The organism is Streptomyces sp. NPDC027189, assembly GCF_055566975.1.
In genome coordinates this window covers 112,518-135,481 of sequence record NZ_JBVHRI010000016.1, presented here as the reverse complement: position 1 = coordinate 135,481, position 22,964 = coordinate 112,518, and the positions used below count along the sequence as shown (strand labels likewise).

The following is a 22,964-nucleotide window of genomic DNA, read 5'->3' as shown; positions in this document are numbered from 1 at the left end:
CCCCCCCCCGCGCCCCTTCAGGCGCGCGGGGAACTGCGCAATCTTTTGGCGGGGGTCCGGGGGCGCGGCCCCCAGGGACGATGGGGGTCCCCCTGCTCGAGCGAAGCCGAGAGCTTGGGGGAGGGCAGGGGCGGCGGGGGGCGAAAACCACCCGACGGCCACGGCCACCTACATCCGGCTCAGTGACGCCGCCGCGAACAGGACCTCCCTGATCGCCTCCCGGTCCCCGTCCTGCCCGGCGGCCGCCTCCTCGGGCGACACATGCCCCGCCGCCAGCCGGCAGAACTCCACCCCGTCCAGCGCGACGTGAGCCACCTCACGCTCGGCGGAGCCCACCGCGCCGGGAGAGTCGAGCGGGATCAGCCAGTCCCCGCCCCCGGACCCCTCGATCTCGAGCCGCAGGCTGCGCCCCGGCGCCCCCGCCGCCACAAGGTGCCGCGCCGGCGCGGCGGACAGCCCCGCCCGGCGACGGGCGGCCAGTGACCCCGGCAGCATCCGCGCCGCGAGGTCGATCATCCGGTGGAGATGCCGGGGCGCCGGCGGCTCGTACGGATAGTCCACCGCGTCGGCGATGTCCCCCGCGTGCACCCAGCACTCGAAGGCCCGGTCCAGCATCGAGTCCCGCAGCGGCAGTTCGAAGCCGCCGTACGGCACGCTCAGCCGCCCGGAACCGCCGCCCGCGAACGACACCGTTCGCACCAGGTTGTGGCTCTGCTCCCGCCAGGGCCCGCGCACGGACCGGGTGGGCGGGAAGTGCGAGCCGCGCCAGTACGCCTCGGTGCGCCCCTCGGGGGTCGGGTCCTCGGAGGCCGGGCCGGTCGGGCCGAGCGGATCCTCCAGGCCCAGCGCGACGGAGACCAGACCGTCGACGCTGAGCAGATGCGCGATGACTCCCGCGACCGTCGTACGACGGCTCACGGGCCGCGCGCCGTCGAACCAGCGCAGCCGCACGGGCGCGTGCCACTCGGCACCGCCGATGTCCTGCAGCAGCGCGTCGAGCCGCGCGGTCTCCGCGTCGTACGGAGCCGCCCACTCGGGCACCGGAATCCTCGGCGGGCGCCGGTCGAGGCAGCCCTGCAGGACCCGGGTGCGCAGCGTCGGGTCGAGGTCGAGGCTCTCGGGCGGATGCAGCAGCCTGACCGCTTCGCGCAGCCGCAGCGCCTCGTCCGCGCAGGAGCCGCAGTCCCCGAGGTGCACCTCGACGGCCGCGGTCTCCTCCGCCGAGCAGGCGGCCAGCGCCCAGGCGCCGAGCAGTGACTTCAGCACCCGGTGTTCGAGGACGAGCGGCGCCGGTCCGGGAGAGGCAGGCTCGGGCAACGGCCGCCCGGTGTCCTCGACGGAGGAACGCGGCAGCGGTATGCGCGGGGGCTTCCCCGGCTCCTCATCGTTGCCTTGGGCGGACCCGCCCGGCCCCTCTGGTCCCCGGGGTCCCTGAGGTCCCTGGGACCCTTCGCCTCCATGGGCCGAGAGCCCCTCCGGCTCTACGCCACCACCCCAGGCGCCCGCCTGCCCCTCGTACGCAGCGCCCTCCTCGTACCCGTCCTCCTCGTACCCCTCATGCCCCCGCTCCTCATGCCCGTCGCGCTCGTCGAACGCCTCGAACCGGTCCGCTCCTCCGTTCACCGCGCACCCCCGTATTCGGGCGGTGCGCCGGCGGGGCCGGCGTCGTGGGCGGTGGACAGGAGCTGGAGGCCGAGGCGGAGCCGGCGGCGGGCCTCGTCCTCGGTGACGCCGAGGTCGGCGGCGGCCTGGCGGTAGTCACGGCGCTGGAAGTACGCGAGCTCCAGGGCGGCGCGCAGAGGGGCGGGCATGGACGTGACGATGTAGTCCGCGCGGGCGGCGACGGACGCGCTGCGCACTTTCCGCTCCAGCTCCTCGGTGGTGCCGTGGCCGCCCCGGGCGAGCGCGGCGGTCTCGGTCGCGCGCAGCCGCTGGACGGCGAGGCGGTGGGTCAGCGTGGCGACCCAGGAACGCATCGGGCCCTGCTTGGGGTCGTACGCGTCGGGGTTCTCCCAGACGTGGGCGAACACCTCGCGGGTGATGCCGTCGGCGGCCCTTTCGTCTCCGAGCACGCGGTGGGCGAGGCCGTGCACGAGCGAAGCGAACCGGTCGTAGAACTCACCGAGCGCGGCCGCCTCCCCGCGTGCGAGCCGCTGCTGCATCTTGCGGTCCCAGCGGGGCGGTGCGTCCTTCTTCGCCATGCGGCCCCCTCACCCCTGGTCGTGCCCGGCGCCTGTCCCTTTGCTCGGCCTGTGTGCTGCCGTCCAGCCTGTGCGCACTGGTGTCTCGAATGTAGTCGGCACCTCTGACAGCGCACGCCCCTTTACGTCAATGCGCGCCCCTGGAGAGGCCGTGGATGGTAGAAGCCCATCGTCTTCCCCATCGAATACGATCGAATCAGACCGTACACGTCTGAAATAGTTCGCTCTCTGCACAATTTCGACCGTGGACCGACGTTTCTTCATCCGCGGACCGGTGTTTCATGGAACGGCGGCGGGGCAGCCGCGCTGGAGGGAAGCGTAGGGACTGCTTCCGTTTCCGGTGGTGAGGCGAGCGAGAGGCGTGGCGGTGACGCTCAAGGTGACCGACGGCGAAGAGGGCGAGTGGGCCGTGCTGCGGGTGTCGGGCGAGCTGGATCTCGTGACGTCCCCGGTGCTGCGCCAGCGGGTGCACGACGCGGTGGCCGACGGCCGCCGCAGCCTCGTCCTGGACCTCTCCGAGGTTCTGTTCTGCGACTCCAGCGGCGTCGGCGTGCTCATCGCCACCCGCCGCCTCATCCGCTCCTGCCAGGGCCGGCTGCGCCTGATCCTGCCTGCCCAGGGCGCGGTCGACGGCTCCCACGTCAACCGCGTCCTCGCGGCCCTCGGCGTCCGCCGTCTCTTCGACGTGTACCCGGACGTCCCCACGGCCGTCGCCGACGAGTCGAGTCCCCTGTCGGCGTGACTCCTCCCACACGCTCCGCGACACATCGCCACACAGTTGTCCCAGAATTCCCGCAGTCTTGGTACAAGCGTCGTTTTCCCGCTCCCGCGACGGCCGCGGCGTCGTACGCTCCGTCCGAGATGAACCCCCAGTCCGGCGGAGAGACCGGCGGAGATGTAAGGCGGTCCGAACACAGCATGGTCAGCACCGAGTACGAGCGCAGGATTGCCGCCCGGTTCGCCGGCTTCGACCAGGACGGCAACGGCTACATCGACCGGGAGGACTTCAACGCCGCGACCAAGGCGGTCCTCACCGAGTTCGGTACGACGGCCCGGTCGGACAAGGGTCAGGCCCTGTATGTCGGCGCCGAGGCGTTCTGGCAGGGCATGGCCGGGATAGCGGACCGGGACGGCGACCAGCGGATCACCCGCGAGGAGTTCGTGAGCGGCGCGGTGAAGCGGCTGCGCGACAACCCCGAGCGGTTCGCCGAGATCGCCCGCCCCTTCCTGCACGCCGCACTCGCCGTCGCGGACACCGACGGGGACGGCGCGGCCACGGTGGAGGAGACCGAGCGCGTCCTGAGGGCCCTCGGTGTGCGCGGCGACATCGCCGGCGTCGCGGCCGCCTCCCTCGACTCGGACTCCGACGGCCGGATCGGCGAGGCGGAGATCGTGAGCGCGTTCGCCCGCTACTTCACGGTGCCGGAGTGAATCACTGTGAATAGCGCTCCCTGAGCCGGTACTTGAGCACCTTCCGCAGGGTCTCGTTCCGCGGAAGGGCGTCCACCACCTCCAGCTGTTCCGGCAGCTTGTGCACGGACAGCCCTTCCGCGCGCAGATACGACGTGATCAACGGCAGGGTCAACTCGCCGGCTCCCGGCGGCTGTTCGACCACCGCGCAGACCCGCTCCCCGCGCTCGGCGTCGGGCAGCCCGACCACGGCCACGTCCCCGACGTCCGGGTGCCGGTGCAGCAGGTCCTCGATCTCCTTGGCCGAGATGTTCTCGCCCTTGCGGATGATGATGTCCTTCAGGCGGCCGGTGAGGACGAGGTGCCCGCTCTCCGTCAGATGCCCGACGTCCCCGGTGATCAGGAACCCGTCCGCGTCGAAGGCCTCCGCCGTCTGCGCCGGATCCAGATACCCCTGGCAGACGGCTTCCCCGCGCAGCCGTACTTCGCCGTCGACGCCGTACGGCTGTGACGCCCCCTCCCCGTCCACGATCCGTATCTCCATGCCCTCGGGGGGCCTGCCCTCCGTAGTCGCCAGGTTCTCGACCGTGTCGTCCGGCGAACCCATCGTGATCATCGGGACCTCGGTCATCCCGTACCCGTGGGTGAGCTGTACGCCCATCTCCCGTACGACGGAGTGGTAGACCTCCGGCGGCTTCGGCGCCCCACCGCCCGCCAGCAGCCGCAGAGTCGGAATGACCGGCTGACCCTGCTGCTTGCGCTGCTCGGCGAGGAACATCGAGTAGAAGGCCGTCGAGCCGCCCGCCACCGTCACGCCGTGCTTGCGATAGCCCTCCAGTGCGGCCGGCAGCGCGAAGTGCTCGAACATCACCGCCGGGAAGCCGTACAGCAGCAGCATCACCGTGTAGTCGGGCCCGGCGATGTGCGCGTACGGGAAGGCCATCGAGCCCACGTCGTCTGCCGTCAGGCGCAGCGCGTGCGCCAGGCACGAGCCGCCCGCGATCAGTGAACGGTCCGTGTGCAGCACACCCTTGGGGTCGGAGGTGGTGCCCGAGGTCCAGTAGACCCAGCGGACGGAGGTGCCGTCCGCGGGAGGAGCGGGGAGCACGGCGGGGTCGCCGTCCGGCAGCGTGTCGTACGCCTCGAAGACGCCCTTCGCGCCGAGTCGCCGCGCCATCGCCGTGTGGTCGAAGCCGCGCCATTCGCCCGGTACGGCGAAGTACTCCGCCTTGGACTCCCGTAGCGCGAAGCCGACCTCGCGGTCGCGGTAGAAGGGGATCACCGGGGACTGTACGGCGCCGAGACGGGCCAGCGCGAAGGACAGCAGCGCGGTCTCGATCCGGGTGGGCAGCTGCCAGGCGACCACGGTGCCGGAGCGTACGCCCATGTCGTACAGGCCCGCCGCGACCCGTTCGGCACGGTCGCGCAGTTCGCCGAAGCTCAGGGAGCGGTCGTCCTGGAGGAGGACGGGCCGGTCGGGGGTGAGGTCGGCGCGGCGCGCGACCAGTTCCCAGAGCGTACGCGCGGAACTCAGGGCGTGTGCGGTGTCGTTCACTTCTACCCCCTGTAACTGACGGGCAGTCAGATCGTGGCCAGAGCGTAGGGCTCGCCGCCTTGTCGGTCCATAGGCGCGGGGCTAGCCTGCTTGTGCAGATGAATCTGACGGGTCATCAGAAACGTACGCCAGGCGGAGGGGAACCATGACCGAACTGCCCCGCATCATCAGCGTCGACGACCATGTGATCGAGCCCGCACACCTCTTCGAGACCTGGCTCCCGCAGAAGTACCGCGAGCGCGGGCCGCAGCCCCTCACCGCCGGAATCGGAGAACTCGCCTACGTCGGCGGCAAGTACCAGATCACGATGGACCCGGAAGGGCCGCCGACCGACTGGTGGATCTACGAGGACCTCAAGTTCCCGTACAAGCGCAACATCGCCGCCGTCGGCTTCGACCGCGACGAGATGACCCTGGAGGGCATCACGCGCGCGGAGATGCGACGCGGCTGCTGGGACCCCGTCGAGCGCCTCAAGGACATGGACCTCAACCATGTCGAGGCCAGCCTCTGCTTCCCCACCTTCCCCCGCTTCTGCGGGCAGACGTTCGCCGAGGCGCACGACAAGGAGGTGGCCCTGGCCTGCGTGCGCGCGTACAACGACTGGATGGTCGAGGAGTGGTGCGGCGACAGCGGCGGCCGGCTGATCCCGCTGTGCCTGATCCCGCTGTGGGACATCGACCTCGCGGTCGCCGAGATCCGGCGCAACGCGGCCCGTGGCGTGAAGGCCGTGACCTTCTCGGAGATCCCCACCTACCTGGGGCTGCCCTCCATCCATTCCGGCTACTGGGACCCCTTCTTCGCGATCTGCCAGGAGACGGGCACGGTCGTGAACATGCACATCGGGAGCAGCAGCCAGATGCCCGCCGCCTCCCCGGACGCGCCCCCCGCCGTCCAGGCGTCGCTGTCCTTCAACAACGCGATGGCCTCGATGATGGACTTCCTGTTCAGCGGGGTCCTCGTGAAGTTCCCGCGCCTCAAACTCGCCTACTCCGAAGGGCAGATGGGCTGGATCCCGTACGCCCTGGAGCGCGCCGACGACGTCTGGCAGGAGCACCGAGCCTGGGGCGGGGTCCGCGACCTGATCCCTGAGCCCCCGTCGACGTACTACTACCGGCAGATCTTCTGCTGCTTCTTCCGCGACAAGCACGGCGTCGCGTCCCTGGACGTGGTGGGGCGCGACAACGCGACCTTCGAGACCGACTACCCGCACGTCGACTCGACCTTTCCGAACACCAAGGAGGTCGCCCTCGACCATGTGAAGGGCCTCGACGACGAGACCGTCCACAAGCTGATGCGCGGCAACGCGATCCGGATGCTGGAACTGGACCTCTAGTGGACAGGGGCCTCTAGTGGACCTGGCGTACACCCCGGAAGAGGAGGAGTTCCGCGCGCGGCTGCGCGAGTGGCTCGCCAAGGTGCTCCCGTCACTGCCCCCGAAGCCGTCCCCCGACGACTGGCCGGGCAGACGGGCCTACGACCTCGGCTGGCAGCGGATGCTGTACGACGCCGGCTACGCGGGCCTGCACTGGCCCGTCGACGCGGGCGGCCGGGGCGCCACCCCGACGCAGCACCTCATCTACCTGGAGGAGACGGAAAAGGCGGGCGCTCCCTACGTAGGGGCCAATTTCGTCGGGCTGCTGCACGCCGGGCCGACCATCGCCTCCCAAGGGAGTGCCGAACAGCGGGCGCGCTGGCTGCCGCCCGTGCTGCGCGGCGAGGAGGTCTGGTGCCAGGGCTTCAGTGAGCCGGACGCCGGCTCGGACCTCGCGGCGCTGCGCACGCGCGCGTGGCGGGACGGCGACGACTACGTAGTGAGTGGGTCCAAGATCTGGACTTCCCACGCGGAGGTCGCGGACTGGTGCGAGCTGCTGGTCCGCACCGACGCCACCGCCCCCAAGCACCGCGGCATCTCGTGGCTCGCCATGCCCATGGACGCGCCCGGGATCACCGTCCGGCCGCTGCGAACGCTGGCGGGCTCCACCGAGTTCGCCGAGGTCTTCCTCGACGAGGTGCGCATCCCGGTCGCCCACCGCGTCGGCGCCGAGAACGACGGCTGGCGGGTGACCATGGTGACCTTGTCGTACGAGCGCGGTACCGCCTTCGTCGGAGAGGTCGTCGCCTGCCGGCGTGTGCTGGGCGAACTCGCCCGCGAGGCTCGAAAGAACGGCCGCTGGGACGATCCCGCGCTGCGCCGCCGGCTCGGCCGGCTGAACGCCGAGTTCCGCGCCCTGTGGCGGCTCACGCAGTGGAACGTCGGCGAGTCGCAGAGGACGGGCGGAGTGCCCGGAGTCGGCGGCTCGGTCTTCAAGCTGCGGTACTCGCACACGCGTCAGGAGCTGTACGACGCCGCCGCCGAGGTCCTCGGCCCCGATGCGCTCGACCTCGGGCGGGAGTGGACCCTGGACCGGCTCTCGTCACTGTCGTACACCATCGCGGCCGGTACCTCGCAGATCCAGCAGAACATCGTGGCCGAGCGGATCCTGGGCCTTCCCAAGGGGCGGTGAACTCTCCGAAGTGGATTTCCAACTCACGGATGATCAACGGGCGTTGAAGGCGGGTGTACGGGAGCTGCTGACCGCGCGCTTCGGCCGGGAGCGGCTGCGGGCCGCCGCGGACGACGGGCCGCCGGGGCTCGACCGGGTGCTGTGGCGCGAGCTCGGCGAGGCGGGGCTCTTCGCGCTGCGGCTGCCGGAGGCGGACGGCGGGGTCGGACTCGGACTGCCGGAAGCGGTGTTGGCCTTCGAGGAGGCAGGGCGGGTGCTGCTGCCCGGCCCGCTGATCGCGACGCACCTCGCGGCGGGCGCGGTGGACGGGGCGGCCACCGGCGAGACCGTGGTGGCCGCCGTCGACGGGGGGCTGGTGGAGTGGCTGACCGAGGCCGATGTCGTACGAGGGGACGCGACCGGCGCCGAGCCGATGCGGTCGGTCGACCCGCTGACGCCGCTGCACCGGGTGCGCACGTCCGGCGTATCCATGGGGGCCGACCCCGACGCCGTACTCCTCACCTCGCTTCTCACCGCCGCCGAACAGCTCGGCGGCGCCGCCCGTACCTGCGAGCTGGCCGTGCAACACGCCCGGACGCGGGAGCAGTTCGGGCAGCCGATCGGGGCCTTCCAGGCGGTGAAGCACCTGTGCGCCCAGATGCTGGTGCGGGTGGAGGTGGCGCGCGCGGCCGTCTACGCGGCCGCCGTGACCGCCGACCCGACGGATGTCGCCGCGGCCCGGCTGCTCGCCGACGAGGCCGCCGTGTGTGGCGCCCGCGACTGCCTCCAGGTGCATGGCGGCATGGGCTTCACCTGGGAGTCCGATGTCCATCTGTACCTCAAGAGGGCATGGGTGCGAGCGCAGCGTGCGGGTGGAGTGACAGAGAGTGAGGATGTGTTGGCGGGCGATCTCTTGGCCGGAGCGGGCTGAAGGGGCTCTGTGCAGGCACGTCGCGCGAAGGGCGCACACGAATGTCACGGATCGTGGCATACCGGAATTACGGAGCGTTGATATCGGGTTGTGTCCTAGGCGTGACTTGTCACGGCCTGGAGTCGGCGCCGTGCTCGGGTACCTTGTGTGGGATGCGAGTGGTTCTGAGGCTGAGCCATCCCGGTGTTGCCCCTGAGGCGGCGCCGGACCCGGCGATGCATGCCGCTCGCAAGGCAGGGCGGACCCCCGTGCCTGCCTGTTCGGCACCCCGTGGCGAGCGTCGCACAGTATGCCGCACGCGTACTCCTTCGCGCTGGAATATGCCCGAAGCGCTTGTTGGGGTGACTGTACGTCAACCATGCTGTCTCGCAAGGGAATCACGTTCCGTGATCCTTGTTCTGGCCATGCAGAAAATGGCTACGATCGTGGCCCTTGTGAGGCGCGAGGCGATGTGTCCGCCGGTTCGGATGGTGTGAGCGGTGCAGGTGCTTCAAGTGCAGCTGGAGATCCGGCCTGACCCCGAAGAGGTGGGGCGAGCCCGGAGGTGGGCCCGTTCGCGGCTCGCCGGGTCCGGGATAGGGGCAGATGAACCGCTCGCCGAGACGCTGATCCTGCTCGTCTCCGAACTCGTCACCAATGCCGTGGTGCACACCGGCTGTCCGGCCGTGCTGCGGCTGTCCCTGCCGGGCGGGGCCGAGGCCGCCACCGTTCGCCTGGAGGTGGCCGACTCCAGCGCCCGGCCCCCGTGCCCCCGGCATGCCGAGGGCGACGAAACCAATGGCCGCGGCCTGGAACTCGTCGACGGCCTCGCGGACCGCTGGGGATGGAACCCCGAGGGCGCCGGCAAGCGCATCTGGTGCGAGGTGGACCGCTGCACGCCGGGAGCTTCGGCGGGGGCCGCATATCCGGCGTGCGAGGATTTCGCGTACGAGGCTGTCTAGGCAGCGGACTCTGTGGTGGGCGCACGGGTTCATGCATGTATGCACGAAACCCGTGTACAGAACCTCGGTTGTGGCTGAATGCGCCGGGGAGTGCTTCTGTGCGTGCTGTCATAAATGGGACGTAAACTGATAATTCCCCGAACGGGTGTTGACGTGACGTGTCCGTTTGATCACGCTTGTGTTCAGCGATTCGCCGCGAGGGGACGGCGAGGGTTTCGGTGACGGGAGCCCTCGGCGAGTGTGGGTCGCGATTCGGCGTCGGCTCCTACAGGGCCAGGAGGAGCAGGGCGGGTACGCCGGAGCCGGATGGCGGCGCGCGGTGCCGTGCTCGGGGCGAGCAGTGACGCGCCGCCAGCCGACCCTCTTCCGGGCCGGCTTGTCCGGTCGGCCTTCTCCCGGACGGGCTTGTCCAGTCGGCCCTGCCCCGGGTGGGCCTGATCGGACGGCCCTCTCCTGAGCGGCCTGTGCCGCAGAGCTTCTACAGCAGGGCGACCGGCGCCACCGGTGTGCCCGTGCCGCCCACGAAGGGTTCGGGCATCGCCGACAGCAGGAACGTGTAGCGCCCCTCTTCTCCACAGGCTGTGGACAACTCTTCGAGATTCCAGTTCTGGCCCTGCAGCATCCCCATCTCGACCAGGTCGAGCGCGTGGACGGGCAGCCAGAGGTCCTCGATCTCGGGCGGAAAGATCTCGAAGGTGAGGGTGTCGTTCGCGACCGCCGCGACATCGCGCGCGTGGAACCACTCCGGGGTGCGGACGGACAGCCCGGGTGACGGATACCCGTATCCGTGTTTGTCGCCCGCGAGATACACCTGGATCTGCCCGGTCCGTACCAGGACGATGTCGCCCGCCCGTACCCGCGTCCCCGCCAACTCCTCTGCCGCGTCCAGGTCTTCGGGTGTCACGGCATGTCCGCCGTCCAGCCGGTCCATGCCCCGCGCTCGCGCGACGTCGAGCAGCACGCCGCGCGAAACGATGTGCCGCGGCTTGTCGATCCCGCTGAACTCGGCGCCGCCGTGCGGGGTGATCGTCTCGGCCGGGCGGCCGTTGTAGAGCTTCCCGGAGTGGGAGACATGGGTGAGCGCGTCCCAGTGGGTCGCCGCCTGGAGCCCCATGGTCACGGCGTCGTCGCTGCAGGCGACGGTGCCCGGCCCGAAGAGCTCCTGGTTGATCTGCACCATGGCGTGCAGCGGATTGACGCGCCCCGGGATCATGCCGGTCTGTACGCCGTCCTGCTGGAGGGGAAGGGCGAGGGGGACGCGGCGGCCACTGCGGACGCAGGCGGCGGCCTCCCGTACGACGTCATCGGTGATGAGATTCAGGGTCCCGATCTCGTCGTCGGACCCCCAACGCCCCCAGTTGTTCACGCGCTTGGCGATCTCGTGAAACTCCGGATGAAGCGTCGGCAGTGACATGAGTCCTCCCCGGGGGCTTGTCTCCAGGTATCTGACGGGTCGTAGAATCCGAGTTGAATCTAACGGACCGTCAGAAACTGCGGGAAGGGGCCGGGCGTGGGGAACTTCTTGGCAGGCAAGGTCATCGCCGTCACGGGGGCGGGGCGGGGGATCGGCCGTGCCGTCGCCCTGGCCGCGGCGGCCGAGGGCGCGCGCGTCGTGGTCAACGACTACGGCGTCTCCATCGAGGGCGCGGAGCCGACGAGTTCGGTCGCCGACGCCGTAGTCAAGGAGATCGAGGCGGCGGGCGGTGACGCGGTCGCGGTGGCCGACGACATCTCGACGATGGCCGGCGGGCAGCGGGTCGTCGACGCGGCGCTGACCTCGTACGGGCGCATCGACGGAGTGGTGTGCGTAGCCGGCATCCTGCGCGAGCGCATGCTCTTCAACATGTCCGAGCAGGAGTGGGACCCGGTGGTCGCCACCCACCTCAAGGGCACGTTCACGCTCTTCCGCGCCGCCTCCGCGGTGATGCGCAAGCAGGGCTCCGGGACGCTGATCGGTTTCACCAGCGGCAATCACCAGGGGTCGGTGTCGCAGGCCAACTACAGCGCCGCGAAGGGCGGAATCATCTCCCTCGTCCGGAGCGCTGCGCTCGGCCTGCACAAGTACGGGGTCACGGCGAACGCGGTCGCCCCCGTCGCGCGGACGCGCATGTCGGCGAACGTCCCCATGGAGCTGAAGGAGATCGGCGAACCGGAGGATGTGGCCGCGCTGGTGGTCTACCTGCTGTCGGACCGTGCTCGGGAGGAACGGATCACCGGGCAGGTGTACACCATCGCCGGCCCCAAGATCGCGGTGTGGGCCCAGCCCCGGGAACTGCGCGCCGGATACGCCGAGGGCACCTGGACCCCCGAGAAGATCGCGGACTTCCTGCCGGGGACCGTGGGGGTGGATCCGATGCCGCTGCTGGAGCGGGTGGAGGCGATGGCGAGGGCGGCGTCAGAGCGGGCGCGGCCGAATGCGTAAGGGGTGGGGCGGTCGTCGTAGCTGTGGATTGGTGGCCGCCTTGGCTGCGGGCAATCGTGCCGCTGGGGCGGCGCGGGTGGGCGCAGTCGGCACCCCGTAAGCGCCGGGCTGCACGACCTGCCCCAAGCCAAGCCCTCACCTTCGGCGCCCAGGCGAGAGACGTCCAGTCGGCCAACGTAGAGGCGGCAACCGTGGAGTTCGGATTCGGCCCGGAGGACGAGGCGTTCCGGGGTGAGGCGCGGGCCTGGCTGCAGGCGCACCTCACCGGTGCCCCCGCCCGTCGGGACTGGGAACGAGAGCTCGGCCGGGACGGCTGGATCGGCCTCGGCTGGGACGAGGACGGGTACGGCAACCGGCGAGGCAGCCTGACCCAACAGGTCGTCTGGGCCGAGGAGTACGCCCGGGCGAAGGCTCCCTCCCGCTCGGGCCACATCGGCGAGAACCTCCTGGCGCCGACCCTCGTCGCCCACGGAACGCAGGAACAGAAGGCCCGCTTCCTGCCCCCCATCGCCCAAGGCGAGGAACTCTGGTGCCAGGGCTACAGCGAGCCGGGCGCGGGTTCGGATCTGGCGGGCGTGCGCACCGCTGCCGTACGCGACCGTGACACCGACTCCTACCGGGTCACCGGCCAGAAGATCTGGACATCCCTCGCCCACGAGGCGGACTGGTGCTTCGTGCTCGCCCGTACGCAACCCGGCTCCACCCGCCACCGCGGCCTGTCCTTCCTCCTCGTCCCGATGGACCAGCCGGGCCGCATCGAGGTCCGCCCGATCCGCCAGCTGACCGGCACGAGCGAGTTCAACGAGGTCTTCTTCGACGGCGCGTTGGCCCGCGCCGAGCACGTGGTCGGCGGCGAAGGGAATGGCTGGGGCGTCGCGATGAGCCTTCTCGGCTTCGAGCGAGGCGTGTCGACGCTGGCACAACAGATCGGATTCGCCGAGGAGTTGGGGCGCGTGGTGCAGACGGCCACCGCGACCGGCGCGGCCGCCGATCCCGTCGTACGCGACCGGCTCGTACGCCAGTGGGCCGAGCTGCGCACGATGCGCTGGAACGCCCTGCGCACGCTGGGGAGTTCCGGCAGCCCCGGAGATGCCGGGGCACCCAGCGTGGCGAAGCTGCTGTGGGGCGGCTGGCACCGGCGGCTCGGTGAGCTGGCGGCGCAGGTGCGGGGGGCCGGGGCGGCCGTGGGCCCGGCGGACTGGTCGGCGGCGGCACCGTACGAACTGGACGCGTTCCAGCACCTGTTCCTGTTCAGCCGGGCCGACACCATCTACGGCGGTTCGGACGAGGTTCAGCGCACGATCATCGCCGAGCGCGTGCTCGGCCTGCCTAGGGAGCCGAAGGGCTGAGGGAGTCGCGATGCGAGGCGTGATCTTCGACGGGAAGCAGACCCAGGTCGTGGACGATCTGGAGGTACGGGATCCGGGGCCGGGGGAGGTACGGGTCGCGATCTCCGCGGCCGGGCTGTGCCACAGCGACCTGTCTGTGGTGGACGGGACCATACCGTTCCCCGTTCCTGTGGTGCTCGGCCATGAGGGCGCGGGTGTGGTGGAGGCGGTGGGCGCGGGCGTCACCCATGTCGAGCCCGGCGACCATGTGTCGCTGTCCACGCTCGCCAACTGCGGGGCCTGCGCCGAGTGCGACCGGGGGCGGCCGACGATGTGCCGCAAGGCCATCGGAATGCCGCAGCAGCCGTTCGCGCGGGACGGCCGGCCGCTGTACCAGTTCGCGTCCAATTCGGCTTTCGCGGAACGGACGTTGGTGAAGGCGGTCCAGGCGGTCCGCATCCCGAAGGACATCCCTCTGACGTCCGCCGCGCTGATCGGCTGCGGCGTTCTGACAGGCGTCGGCGCCGTCCTGAACCGCGCCCGCGTGGACCGCGGCGACAGCGTCCTGGTCATCGGCACCGGCGGCATAGGCCTCAACGTCATCCAGGGCGCGCGGATCGCGGGAGCACTGAAGATCGTCGCCGTCGATTCCAACCCGGCGAAGGAGTCGGTGGCCCGCCGATTCGGCGCGACGCACTTCCTGACCTCGACGGAGGGCGTGAAGGACATCCTCCCCCAGGGGGCGGACCACGCCTTCGAGTGCGTCGGACGGACCGAACTCATCCGCCAGGCCATCGACTTGCTGAATCGCCACGGCCAAGCGGTCCTCCTCGGCGTCCCCCCGGCGACGGCCGAGGCCTCCTTCCTCGTCTCCTCCATGTACCTGGACAAGTCGATCCTCGGCTGCCGTTACGGCTCGTCGCGCCCACAGCGCGACATCGCCCTGTACGCGGACCTGTACCGGGAGGGCCGCCTGCTTCTGGACGAACTGGTGACGGCCACCTACCCGGTGGAGGACTTCGACAAGGCGGCCCAGGACGCGCATGAGGGGAGGGTGGCGAGGGCGGTGCTGACGTTTTGATTTTCAGCCCGCCCGGCGTTTGAGGACGAGCGCGAAGCGCGATACGGGGTCTGGGGGCGGTGCCCCCAGGGACGGGACGGGTAGGGGCGGAGGCGGCGAGAAGACCCCTCAGCCGGCCGCTGCGCGCGAGGTTGTCCACAGGCCGGGAAATCCCATGGGCCCCTGTCAGCCCCGCCCCGTACCGTCATCGAATGACCTACCGAGACGTCGCCTCAAAACAGGCCCTGGCCTGGGCCGTCGTGGCCATCGGCGCCCGCATGCCGGTAGCCATGGCCCCCTTGGCCCTGGTGTTCCTGACCCGCGAGCGCCCCGGCGGCTACCCCCTCGGCGCAGCCCTGGCGGCGGCGTACGTGATCGGCGAAATCGCGGGTGCCCCCTTCCTGGGCACCCGCATGCGCCCCCACAGAGCCCGCCCCCAACTGGCCGCAGGCCTGGCGGGAGGCGCCACCGGCTTCGCGGGCCTGGCCGCGTTCCCGCACGCGCACCCGGCGATACTCGCGGCGTTCGCCGCCCTCGCCGGCGCTGCCCCCTCCGCCGCCCCCGGCGGCCTGCGCGCCCTGCTCACCGCCATGGTCCCGAAGCGCGCCGTGGCCCAGGCCCTGTCCGCCGAGTCGATGCTGACGTTCGGCATATGGTCCCTGACCCCGTCGGCGGTGACCGGCCTCGCGCTGGGCGTCGCCCCCAGGATCCCGCTGCTGCTCGCGGCCGCCCTGATGGCGTCGTCGGTCGCGGGCCTGTGGATGCTGCCCGCGGGCTGGGCCGCGGACGAGGGGGACCGCGACGGCGAGTCGATGGCACGGATCCTGTCGAGGGCCTGGCCGGCGTACGTGACGGGCGCCGCGGGTCTTTCCCTTCTCGCCCTCGCCGAACTCGTCCTGCCCGCCCTCCTCGAACAGCGCGGCACGGGCGTCGGCTGGGCGGGCCCGCTGCTCACGGGACTGTCGCTGGGCTCGGCGGCGGGCGCGTTCCTGTACGGGCTGCGCGACTGGCCGGGCCAACTGCGCACCCGGAGCGTGCTGCTGCTCTGCGCGATGTCCGCGTGCGTGGTGCTGGTCGCGCTGATACCGGCCCTCGCCTGGATGGCGGCGGCGCTCGTCCTCGCGGGCGTGCTGCAGGCGGGCGCCATGCTCACCCGCAACCTGTCGCTGCGCGAGATCCTTCCGCCGAGCGCGCTGGCCGCGGGCTACTCGGTGATGTACGCGGCCGTGGGCGCGGGTTACGCCGCGACCGGCTCCCTCGCGGGCGCCCTGCTCCACTTCGTGGCGCCCTCGACCGCGATCCTGGCGGGCGTCGGACTCACACTGCTGCTCACCGCCGTGGGCGCACTGGGGGAGAGCCGCCGGGCGACGAGCATGGCGAGCGCCGGTGAGCGCTCAGCCCCCCGAGGAAACAAGGGCGTTGTCGGAAGCCCCGCCGGCCCCCGTCCCGGACCGGAACGTGCGCCGATATGCGGTGGGAGTGACACCGAGCGCCGCCTGTAGGTGCTGCCGCATCGACTGGGCCGTGCCGAAGCCGGCGTCCCGCGCCACCTGGTCGATCGACAGGTCGCTCGACTCCAGCAGGTGCCGGGCCCGTTCGACGCGCTGCTGGGTGAGCCACTGCCCGGGGCTGACGCCGACCTCCTCGCGGAAGCGGCGCGTGAAGGTGCGCACGGACATCGACTCCTGCTCGGCCATGTCGCGCAGTTGGATCGGCTCGTGGAGGCGGCCGAGCGCCCAGGCGCGGGCGGCGGTCGTGGTGGCCGCCTGGGCGTCCGGCACCGGGCGCTGGATGTACTGCGCCTGGCCGCCGTCGCGGTGCGGCGGTACGACGGTGCGGCGGGCCACCTCGTTGGCGACGGCGGCGCCGTGGTCGCGGCGTACGAGATGGAGGCACAGGTCGATCCCGGCCGCGACACCGGCGGAGGTGAGGACGTCCCCGTCGTCGATGAAGAGCACATCGGCGTCGACCTTGATCTTGGGGAAGAGCTGCTGGAAGTGCTCGGCGTGCATCCAGTGCGTGGTGGCCGGGCGGCCGTCGAGACAGCCGGCGGCAGCGAGGACGTAGCCGCCGGTGCAGATGGAGACGAGGCGGGTGCCGGGGCGGATGTGGGCGAAGGCGGCGGCCAGTTCGGGGGTGAGCACGCCTTCTTCGTGGACGGGGCCGCGTTCGTACGAGGCGGGGACGACGACGGTGTCGGCGGCGGCCAGCGCCTCCGGGCCGTTCGCGACGAGGACGGCGAAGTCGGCGTCCGTCGCGACCGGGCCGGGCGGCCGGACCGAGCAGGTGACGACGTCGTACAGGGGCCGTCCCTGCGTGTCGCGCGCCTTGCCGAAGATGCGCTGCGGGATGCCCAGCTCGAAGGGCAGCAGCCCGTCGAGCGCGAGGACGACGACACGGTGCCTGGAGGGCCCGAGCTGCCGGGGGGCCGCTGCCGGTGCGGGTGCCTGCTGCGACGGCGTCGTGTGCGCGTGTGCCTCCTCCAAAGGCGCCGCCGTGTGCTCTTGTGCCTTCTGCGAGGGCGCCGCCGTGTGCGCGTGTGCCTTCTGCGAGGGCGCCGTACGAGCGTGTGCGCTGTACGAGGGTGCCTGCTGTTCGGCCATGGCTCGATCCTAGCGAATGCTGTCCCTCGGGCCAGTGGTTCGACGGGTCCCGATCCCGGAAGCTCTATGACGTGACCCAGACAACCGATGCCATCACCCCCACACAGGAGCCCTCTGTCCCGGGCCGCCCCCGTATCCACCGCGCGTGGTTCGTCGCCGCCGTCACCTTCGTGACGATCATCGGTGCGGCGGCTTTCCGTTCGCTGCCGGGGCTGCTGATCGATCCGCTGCACCAGGAGTTCCACTGGTCGCGCGGCACGATCGGCGCGGCCGTCTCGATCAACCTCGCGCTGTACGGGCTGACGGCGCCGTTCGCGGCCGCGCTGATGGACCGCTTCGGCATCCGGCGTGTGGTGGCGGTCGCCCTGACGGTGATCGCGCTCGGTTCCGGGCTGACCGTGTGGATGACGGCGGCCTGGCAACTCCTGCTCTGCTGGGGCCTGCTGGTGGGCCTGGGCTCCGGTTCGATGGCGCTCGCCTTCGCGGCGACGGTCACCAATCGCTGGTTCACCGAGCGCAAGGGTCTGGTGACGGGCATCCTGACGGCGGCCTCGGCTTCCGGCCAGCTGATCTTCCTCCCGCTGCTCTCCTGGATCGTCACGGAGCACGACTGGCGTCCCGCCGCGGTGACGGTGGCCCTCGCGGCCCTCGCGGTCGTGCCCTTCGTATGGCTGCTGTTGCGGGACCACCCGGCGGACGTGGGCCAGAAGCCGTACGGGGCGAAGGAGTTCGTGCCGAAGCCCGAGCCGGTCCCGGGCGCGGCCCGCCGCGCGGTCACGGTCCTGGCCTCCGCGGTCCGCACCGGCCCCTTCTGGCTGCTGGCCGGCACCTTCGCGATCTGCGGCGCCTCGACGAACGGTCTGGTCCAGACGCACTTCGTGCCCGCGGCGCACGACCACGGTATGCCCGTCACGGCCGCCGCCTCGCTTCTCGCGGTCATCGGCGTCTTCGACGTGGTCGGCACGGTCGCCTCGGGCTGGTTCACCGACCGCTTCGACCCCCGTCGGCTGCTGGCGGTGTACTACGCGCTGCGCGGCATCTCGCTGCTCTTCCTCCCGATACTCCTGGCCCCGACCGTGCACCCCCCGATGATCTTCTTCATCGTCTTCTACGGCCTCGACTGGGTCGCCACGGTCCCGCCCACCCTGGCCCTGTGCCGCGAGCAGTACGGCGAGGACAGCGCCATCGTCTTCGGCTGGGTCCTCGCCTCGCACCAGGTCGGCGCCGCCCTCGTCGCCTTCCTCGGCGGCGTCGCACGGGACACGTTCGGCTCGTACAACGTCGTCTGGTACGCCTCGGGCGCGCTGTGCGCGGCGGCGGCGCTGATGGCGCTGGTGATCCGTCGGCGACCGGTTCGCATGGCGACGGCCCTGGCCTGACCGCGGCCGACGGGATGGAGCGTGTCTGGTCCTCCGGAGTCCACCGCGTGGTCCCAGGCGATCCCGCCTGCGGCGTCGGCCGCCGCTTGGACCTGCCGCAGCAGACGCTCCCAGGTGCCGGCGGCCGACGACAGCCGGTGGCGTTCATGGACCGTCCTCAAGAATATGAGGCGGTCCGGGAGGGCCGGGTGTGGCTGGTAGACGGTTGCCGTTGATGGCTCTGGAAGAGTGGCCGCCCGGTCCTCCGGGACGCTCTACGACCACATCCGGACGTCGACGCTGTCGCCGACGAGCGGCCCCCGAGCGAGTTCACCGCCGCCCGCAACGACCGCGCCCAGGCCGCCCGGACGGCAGAGGACCAGGAGGCGGAGCAGCCCATCGAGGCGCCGCGCCGCCCGACCCGGTCGGCGTGGGCGAGCAGCCTGCTCGTGCGCTAGCACCCCGAGGAAGCCCGCGCACTCATCGACCTGCCGGAACGATCACTTTCGGTCATCGAACGGGGCCGGTGACCGGGTGACCGGTGTCCCTCATCCGTGCGTACCGGCGCACGGTCTTCGGGTCGCCCCCACCAGCGCAGACGCCGAATCCGCGCGCTCGGTGGCGTCCAGAGCCCGGAAGATCTCCATGATCTTCCGGTCAGACTTCTTCACGGTCCCTCGGGGTGCGGTCGGTCTCACTGTCAGGCAGTACTGAACCAACCCCCGGGGGGGGATCATCTGTTCGAAATCGACATGACTAAGTCCACGGAGAGGGAGATCGGCTGTCCGCGGAGAGGGGGCTCACCTGTCCGCCTGCAAGGTTCTCGAGCTGTCCGCCCACAGCAAGTGAAATGGCTGAATATCGGTCAACTGTGCGGTATATGGATTGTAGTTGCCCAAGCGTCTAGGTAACCATCGGCGTCGATCACCGGCAGGCCACCGTCCGAGGGGGATCGGGGCCACCGGCAACCAAAAGGCAGAAGCAATATGAGAACTCGCACGCGCATAGCCACCTCCTGCGCCGCGGCGGCTGTGGTCACGATCGCGTTCACCGGTCAGGCGTCCGCGGCGACGGAGACCGCCAGCTGCTCGACGACCGGGGCGCGAGGCAGCATGGGGGCGACTTATCCCTCAGGGGACAACTGGATGTACGACGAGTTCAAGATCGCGCTGTCGGTTACGGACACGTCCGCCGACGGGCACCACGTACGGGTCCGCTTCCTCAGCAAGGAGGTCGGGAGCGATGCAACCAGGACGTGGAAGTGGCACTCCCTCACCACGGGCTCGGGCAACACCCTCACACTCAGCACCACCGCCCAGGATGAGTACGGCATTTGGGCCACTGGGGTCGAGGTGGCGCGCTTCGAAGGAGACACCAAGCTCAACTCCTGCACCGACTGGTCCTGACCTGCCGCGCTGTTGAACCCCGCCACGATCCCTCTCCCTTGACGCGGCCGAGATCACCACGGACGGGTTCGCCGAGGTGACCTGGCGGTAGGGCAGTAAAGGGCGGATGAGCTCACGGTGCGCCGTGTTCATGGCGCGGCCCGCGGGCAAGCAATCCCCGGCCGCCGCCCAGGAGACGGGCGGCGGCCACTACCAGTGGGACGGTGTCCTGCCCGCACGCACGATGCTGATGGAGTGGCCCGCCTGCCAGGACGCCCCGACCGGCTACTGGATATCGAACCTGCCCGCCACCACACCCGTTGAGGACCTGGTGCGGTGGGCGAAGATGCGCTGGCGTATCGAGCACGACTGCCGCGAACTCAAACACGGACTCGGACCGGACCACTTCGAAGGCCGCATCTGGCGCGGCCGGCACCACCACGTCACCCTCGTCACCGCCGCCCAGGCCTTCCTCACCCTCCGGCGCCTCGACCCCAAAGCCCACACCCCGGCCTGACCCTCTACCAGGTCCTCGACGCCCTCCGGGACCTGCTGCGCTGCTGGACCGGCACCTGCACCACTTGCCGCCGCCCCCTCACCACAAGCAGAACCAGAGCCCTTACGAAGCACTGCTAGATGAAGCGCCCCTTGTGGAACAGCAGCGGTGCCATGTCGTCGGCGCCGCCCCCGGTGCCGAGCGCGTTCACCCGCCCGACCACTATCAGGTGGTCCCCGCCCGTGTGCACCGCGTGGATCGTGCAGTCGATCCAGGCCGCGGCCCCCGCGAGGCGGGGCGAGCCGGAGACGGGCGCCGCGTCGTACACGACCCCGGCGAACTTGTCCGCGCCGCTCACCGCGAAGCCGCGGCACAGTTCGCCCTGGTGGGCGCCGAGGACGTTCACGCAGAAGACGCCCGCGCGGGCGATCCGCGGCCAGGTCGTCGACGCACGGCCGACCATGAAGCAGACCAGCGGAGGGTCGAGGGAGAGGGAGGAGAAGGACTGGCAGGCGAAACCGGCCGGGCCCACCCTGTCTTCGCCATCGCCGGCCGGTGCGGTCACCACGGTCACGCCGGTCGCGAAGTTCCCCAGCACGCGGCGGAACTCGGCCTGATCGACCGGCGCCCGTTCGTCGTCGCCGACCGCGCGCAGATCCGGGCGTGGCAACGCCTCGACGGGCCCCGCGACGGTGGGGGCCCCGGCCGACCTGAGGTAGCGGACGGCGGCGGCCGCCATCCCTGCGTGTCCCATCACATCAACCATTGAAGCTGACGGATCGTCAGATAGGAAGGGGTGCAACCCCTGCCTTGCCCCTCCCGTGCCCCTCCCGCGCACCCCCACGTATCTTTCGCCCCATGGGGTGGGGAGACACATGGCGGCCCAAGCGTTCCGGACTGAGCTGGGCGAACGCCGAACTGAACGCGGCCGCGGCGGTCTGCGCGGCGCAGCTGGCGGTGGCCTGCGCGATCTGGTGGGTCGGGACGTTCGACGACGACACCCACGGCGCGGGGTCCGGCGGTGGACTCGCCGCCGCCGGTCTGCTGTGCATGCTCGTCTTCGGCCCGCTGCTCCTCGCCGTCCTTGGCCTGTTGCACGCGGCGGCGCACACCATGCCGGCCGCCACGCTCGCCCGCCTCGCGACCCGGCGTGCTCGCGGCTCCGAGCAGGCCTGGCACCTGGCGTTCGTGGCCGTACTCGGTGTGCTCTGGGCGGCTGTGGCCGTCGTACTCGGCGGCGTTCCGCCCACCGGCACGACCGCCCTGCTCATCGCGGCGTCCGGTGTCCTGCCCGCGCTGGGCGTGGCGTACGTCCGGCGGCGGGAGCGCACCACGGGCCGCGTCCCGCGCAGCCGCCGCATCTGGGTCCGCTCGGCGCTCACGTCCTTCGGAGCGTGCGTGCTGGTCGCCGGCGCGGGCGTCGTGGGCCTGTCCACGGGACTCATCAAGGAGTACGAGCCCCCGAAGCTGTCCGCCGGGCAGCTCGGGGGAGTCTGGCGGGGCGACGGCGGGGCCGTGCTGCGGCTGCGCGCCGGCGGCCGGGCCGAGCTCACCGCGCTGCCGGCCCAGCCCGAGTTCGGGGACGTGACGACCAAGGACTTCACGCGCTGTGAAGGGACGGGGAGTTGGTTCCTCGACACCGAGGGCCGCTACGACCCGTACGTCGACACGGGTGATCCTTCGCGGCGCGACGGCGTCGTCGTACACATCGAGGACTGCGGCCACGACACGTACTGGACCATCGGCGGCAGCGCGGCCCGCCCCGAGCTGTTCGTGCTGTTCGGCGACCCCGACTCGGGGGACCTGCGCATCTTGAAGCGGGACTGACCCGGCGGCCGCACCACTGACTCAGCGGCCCCTGTACCGAGGGCTGCGCCGCTCCACGAAACTCGCGACCCCCTCGTTGGCGTCGGCCGTCGTCATGTTGATCTCCTGTGCGGCCGCCTCGGCGGCGAAGGCGGCCGCGCGGTCGGTGTCGAGGGAGGCGTTGACCAGCTGTTTGGTGAGGGCGAGGGCGCGGGTCGGGCCGGTGGCGAGGCGCTCGGCCCACTCACGGGCGGTCTTCTCCAGCTCGTCCGGCGGCACGACCCTGTTGACGAGGCCGATCCGTTCCGCGTCCACGGCCGTCAGCGCGTCGCCGAAGAACATCAGCTCCTTGGCGCGCTGCGGACCGATGAGGCGGGGCAGCAGATAGGCCCCGCCGCCATCGGGGACGAGCCCGCGCCGCACGAACACCTCGATGAACTTGGCCGGCTCCGCGGCGAGTACGAGGTCGCAGGCGAAGGCGAGGTGCGCGCCGATCCCGGCCGCCGTCCCGTTGACCGCCGCGATCACCGGTTTCTCGCAGTCGAGGACGGCGGCGATCAGGCGCTGGGCGCCCCGGCGGATGGTGCGGGCGACGTCTCCGGGCACCCGTTCCCGGGCCGGCGGTCCCCCGCGCAGGTCCGCGCCGGCGCAGAAGCCGCGGCCGGTCGCCGTGATCACGACGGCCCGTACGTCCGGATCGGCGGACGCCTCCGCGAGCAGCGCGATCACGCGTTCCCGCTGGTCCCAGGTGAGGGCGTTCATCGCCTCGGGGCGGTTGAGGGTGATCCACGAGACGGCGTTGTCAGTGGCGTGAAGTATCAATGAGTTGAGGGACTTTTCGGCAGATGCAGGGGATTCGGGAGCTACACGGGATTCAGCAGTTTCACGGGACTCATGGAATTCGCCGGATTCACGGGATTCACGGGGGGAGTCGGACATGGGGGTACTCCGTTTCGTACGGGGAGTGGCGGGCCTCGTGCTCAGG

The 22,964-nt window shown here is 71.1% G+C and carries 20 protein-coding genes and 1 pseudogene; 14 read left to right on the top strand and 7 right to left on the bottom strand.

The features are described from left to right. Positions 1-168: 168 nt before the first annotated feature. A complete protein-coding gene (locus tag ACZ4RZ_RS32375) occupies positions 169-1,623 on the bottom strand; it encodes a maleylpyruvate isomerase N-terminal domain-containing protein (RefSeq protein WP_467750005.1) in 1,455 nt (484 codons plus the stop codon). Continuing rightward, positions 1,620-2,201 carry a sigma-70 family RNA polymerase sigma factor gene (locus tag ACZ4RZ_RS32370; RefSeq protein ID WP_467750003.1) on the bottom strand — a complete coding sequence of 194 codons (582 nt, stop codon included), beginning with the start codon at positions 2,199-2,201 and terminating at the stop codon, positions 1,620-1,622. The genes ACZ4RZ_RS32375 and ACZ4RZ_RS32370 overlap by 4 nt, the downstream gene beginning before the upstream one ends. Positions 2,202-2,562: 361 nt before the next feature. On the opposite strand from ACZ4RZ_RS32370, the gene ACZ4RZ_RS32365 reads away from it, so the two are divergent. Both ACZ4RZ_RS32365 and ACZ4RZ_RS32360 read left to right on the top strand, forming a co-directional pair. Next, on the top strand, positions 2,563-2,943 hold the full coding sequence (locus ACZ4RZ_RS32365) for an STAS domain-containing protein (protein WP_467750133.1): 381 nt from the start codon (positions 2,563-2,565) through the stop codon (positions 2,941-2,943). Positions 2,944-3,119: 176 nt separating this feature from the next. Next, positions 3,120-3,632, top strand: coding sequence for an EF-hand domain-containing protein (locus ACZ4RZ_RS32360; protein ID WP_467750001.1), 513 nt, complete (start codon positions 3,120-3,122; stop codon positions 3,630-3,632). Position 3,633: 1 nt separating this feature from the next. Here ACZ4RZ_RS32360 and ACZ4RZ_RS32355 read toward each other — a convergent pair whose 3' ends face one another. After that, positions 3,634-5,166 (bottom strand): class I adenylate-forming enzyme family protein, encoded by a 1,533-nt coding sequence (locus ACZ4RZ_RS32355; protein ID WP_467749999.1) that lies wholly within the window; start codon positions 5,164-5,166, stop codon positions 3,634-3,636. A gap of 145 nt (positions 5,167-5,311) precedes the next feature. On the opposite strand from ACZ4RZ_RS32355, the gene ACZ4RZ_RS32350 reads away from it, so the two are divergent. The 4 genes from ACZ4RZ_RS32350 (at position 5,312) to ACZ4RZ_RS32335 (ending at position 9,521) form a co-directional block, all read left to right on the top strand. After that, positions 5,312-6,499 carry an amidohydrolase family protein gene (locus ACZ4RZ_RS32350; RefSeq protein ID WP_467749997.1) on the top strand — a complete coding sequence of 396 codons (1,188 nt, stop codon included), beginning with the start codon at positions 5,312-5,314 and terminating at the stop codon, positions 6,497-6,499. A gap of 16 nt (positions 6,500-6,515) precedes the next feature. Beyond that, on the top strand, positions 6,516-7,670 hold the full coding sequence (locus ACZ4RZ_RS32345; RefSeq protein WP_467749995.1) for an acyl-CoA dehydrogenase family protein: 1,155 nt from the start codon (positions 6,516-6,518) through the stop codon (positions 7,668-7,670). 10 nt (positions 7,671-7,680) lie between these two features. Next, positions 7,681-8,580 (top strand): acyl-CoA dehydrogenase family protein, encoded by a 900-nt coding sequence (locus ACZ4RZ_RS32340; RefSeq protein ID WP_467749993.1) that lies wholly within the window; start codon positions 7,681-7,683, stop codon positions 8,578-8,580. Positions 8,581-9,059: 479 nt separating this feature from the next. Next, on the top strand, positions 9,060-9,521 hold the full coding sequence (locus tag ACZ4RZ_RS32335) for an ATP-binding protein (RefSeq protein ID WP_467749991.1): 462 nt from the start codon (positions 9,060-9,062) through the stop codon (positions 9,519-9,521). A 478-nt stretch (positions 9,522-9,999) separates the two neighbouring features. On the opposite strand, the gene ACZ4RZ_RS32330 is transcribed toward ACZ4RZ_RS32335, so the two are convergent. Next, the gene (locus ACZ4RZ_RS32330; protein ID WP_467749989.1) at positions 10,000-10,935 is read right to left on the bottom strand and encodes a cyclase family protein; all 936 of its coding nucleotides are present in this window, start codon (positions 10,933-10,935) and stop codon (positions 10,000-10,002) included. Positions 10,936-11,031: 96 nt separating this feature from the next. On the opposite strand from ACZ4RZ_RS32330, the gene ACZ4RZ_RS32325 reads away from it, so the two are divergent. The 4 genes from ACZ4RZ_RS32325 (at position 11,032) to ACZ4RZ_RS32310 (ending at position 15,833) form a co-directional block, all read left to right on the top strand. Beyond that, on the top strand, positions 11,032-11,943 hold the full coding sequence (locus ACZ4RZ_RS32325) for an SDR family oxidoreductase (protein ID WP_467749987.1): 912 nt from the start codon (positions 11,032-11,034) through the stop codon (positions 11,941-11,943). 191 nt (positions 11,944-12,134) lie between these two features. After that, positions 12,135-13,292, top strand: coding sequence for an acyl-CoA dehydrogenase family protein (locus ACZ4RZ_RS32320; RefSeq protein WP_467749985.1), 1,158 nt, complete (start codon positions 12,135-12,137; stop codon positions 13,290-13,292). 10 nt (positions 13,293-13,302) lie between these two features. Continuing rightward, entirely contained in the window at positions 13,303-14,352 is a 1,050-nt protein-coding gene (locus ACZ4RZ_RS32315; RefSeq protein WP_467749983.1) for a Zn-dependent alcohol dehydrogenase, read from the top strand. Positions 14,353-14,543: 191 nt separating this feature from the next. Further along, complete coding sequence (locus ACZ4RZ_RS32310; protein ID WP_467749981.1) at positions 14,544-15,833, top strand: MFS transporter; 1,290 nt, start codon at positions 14,544-14,546, stop codon at positions 15,831-15,833. On the opposite strand, the gene ACZ4RZ_RS32305 is transcribed toward ACZ4RZ_RS32310, so the two are convergent. Then, positions 15,726-16,934, bottom strand: a complete 1,209-nt coding sequence (locus tag ACZ4RZ_RS32305) for a GlxA family transcriptional regulator (protein ID WP_467749979.1) — start codon at positions 16,932-16,934, stop codon at positions 15,726-15,728. The genes ACZ4RZ_RS32310 and ACZ4RZ_RS32305 overlap by 108 nt on opposite strands. A gap of 71 nt (positions 16,935-17,005) precedes the next feature. On the opposite strand from ACZ4RZ_RS32305, the gene ACZ4RZ_RS32300 reads away from it, so the two are divergent. The 3 genes and pseudogenes from ACZ4RZ_RS32300 to ACZ4RZ_RS32290 all read left to right on the top strand — a co-directional run. Beyond that, entirely contained in the window at positions 17,006-18,313 is a 1,308-nt protein-coding gene (locus ACZ4RZ_RS32300) for an MFS transporter (RefSeq protein WP_467749977.1), read from the top strand. 965 nt (positions 18,314-19,278) lie between these two features. Next, the gene (locus tag ACZ4RZ_RS32295; RefSeq protein ID WP_467749975.1) at positions 19,279-19,698 is read left to right on the top strand and encodes a hypothetical protein; all 420 of its coding nucleotides are present in this window, start codon (positions 19,279-19,281) and stop codon (positions 19,696-19,698) included. Between the two features lie 67 nt (positions 19,699-19,765). Then, a pseudogene (locus ACZ4RZ_RS32290) lies at positions 19,766-20,194 on the top strand (IS701 family transposase); the annotation flags it as partial. Positions 20,195-20,309: 115 nt separating this feature from the next. Here ACZ4RZ_RS32290 and ACZ4RZ_RS32285 read toward each other — a convergent pair. Continuing rightward, positions 20,310-20,927 carry a flavin reductase family protein gene (locus ACZ4RZ_RS32285; protein WP_467749973.1) on the bottom strand — a complete coding sequence of 206 codons (618 nt, stop codon included), beginning with the start codon at positions 20,925-20,927 and terminating at the stop codon, positions 20,310-20,312. A 104-nt stretch (positions 20,928-21,031) separates the two neighbouring features. Between ACZ4RZ_RS32285 and ACZ4RZ_RS32280 the strand changes: the two genes are divergently transcribed. Next, complete coding sequence (locus tag ACZ4RZ_RS32280) at positions 21,032-22,000, top strand: hypothetical protein (protein WP_467749971.1); 969 nt, start codon at positions 21,032-21,034, stop codon at positions 21,998-22,000. A 21-nt stretch (positions 22,001-22,021) separates the two neighbouring features. On the opposite strand, the gene ACZ4RZ_RS32275 is transcribed toward ACZ4RZ_RS32280, so the two are convergent. Further along, positions 22,022-22,918, bottom strand: a complete 897-nt coding sequence (locus tag ACZ4RZ_RS32275; protein WP_467749969.1) for an enoyl-CoA hydratase/isomerase family protein — start codon at positions 22,916-22,918, stop codon at positions 22,022-22,024. Positions 22,919-22,964 lie beyond the last annotated feature (46 nt).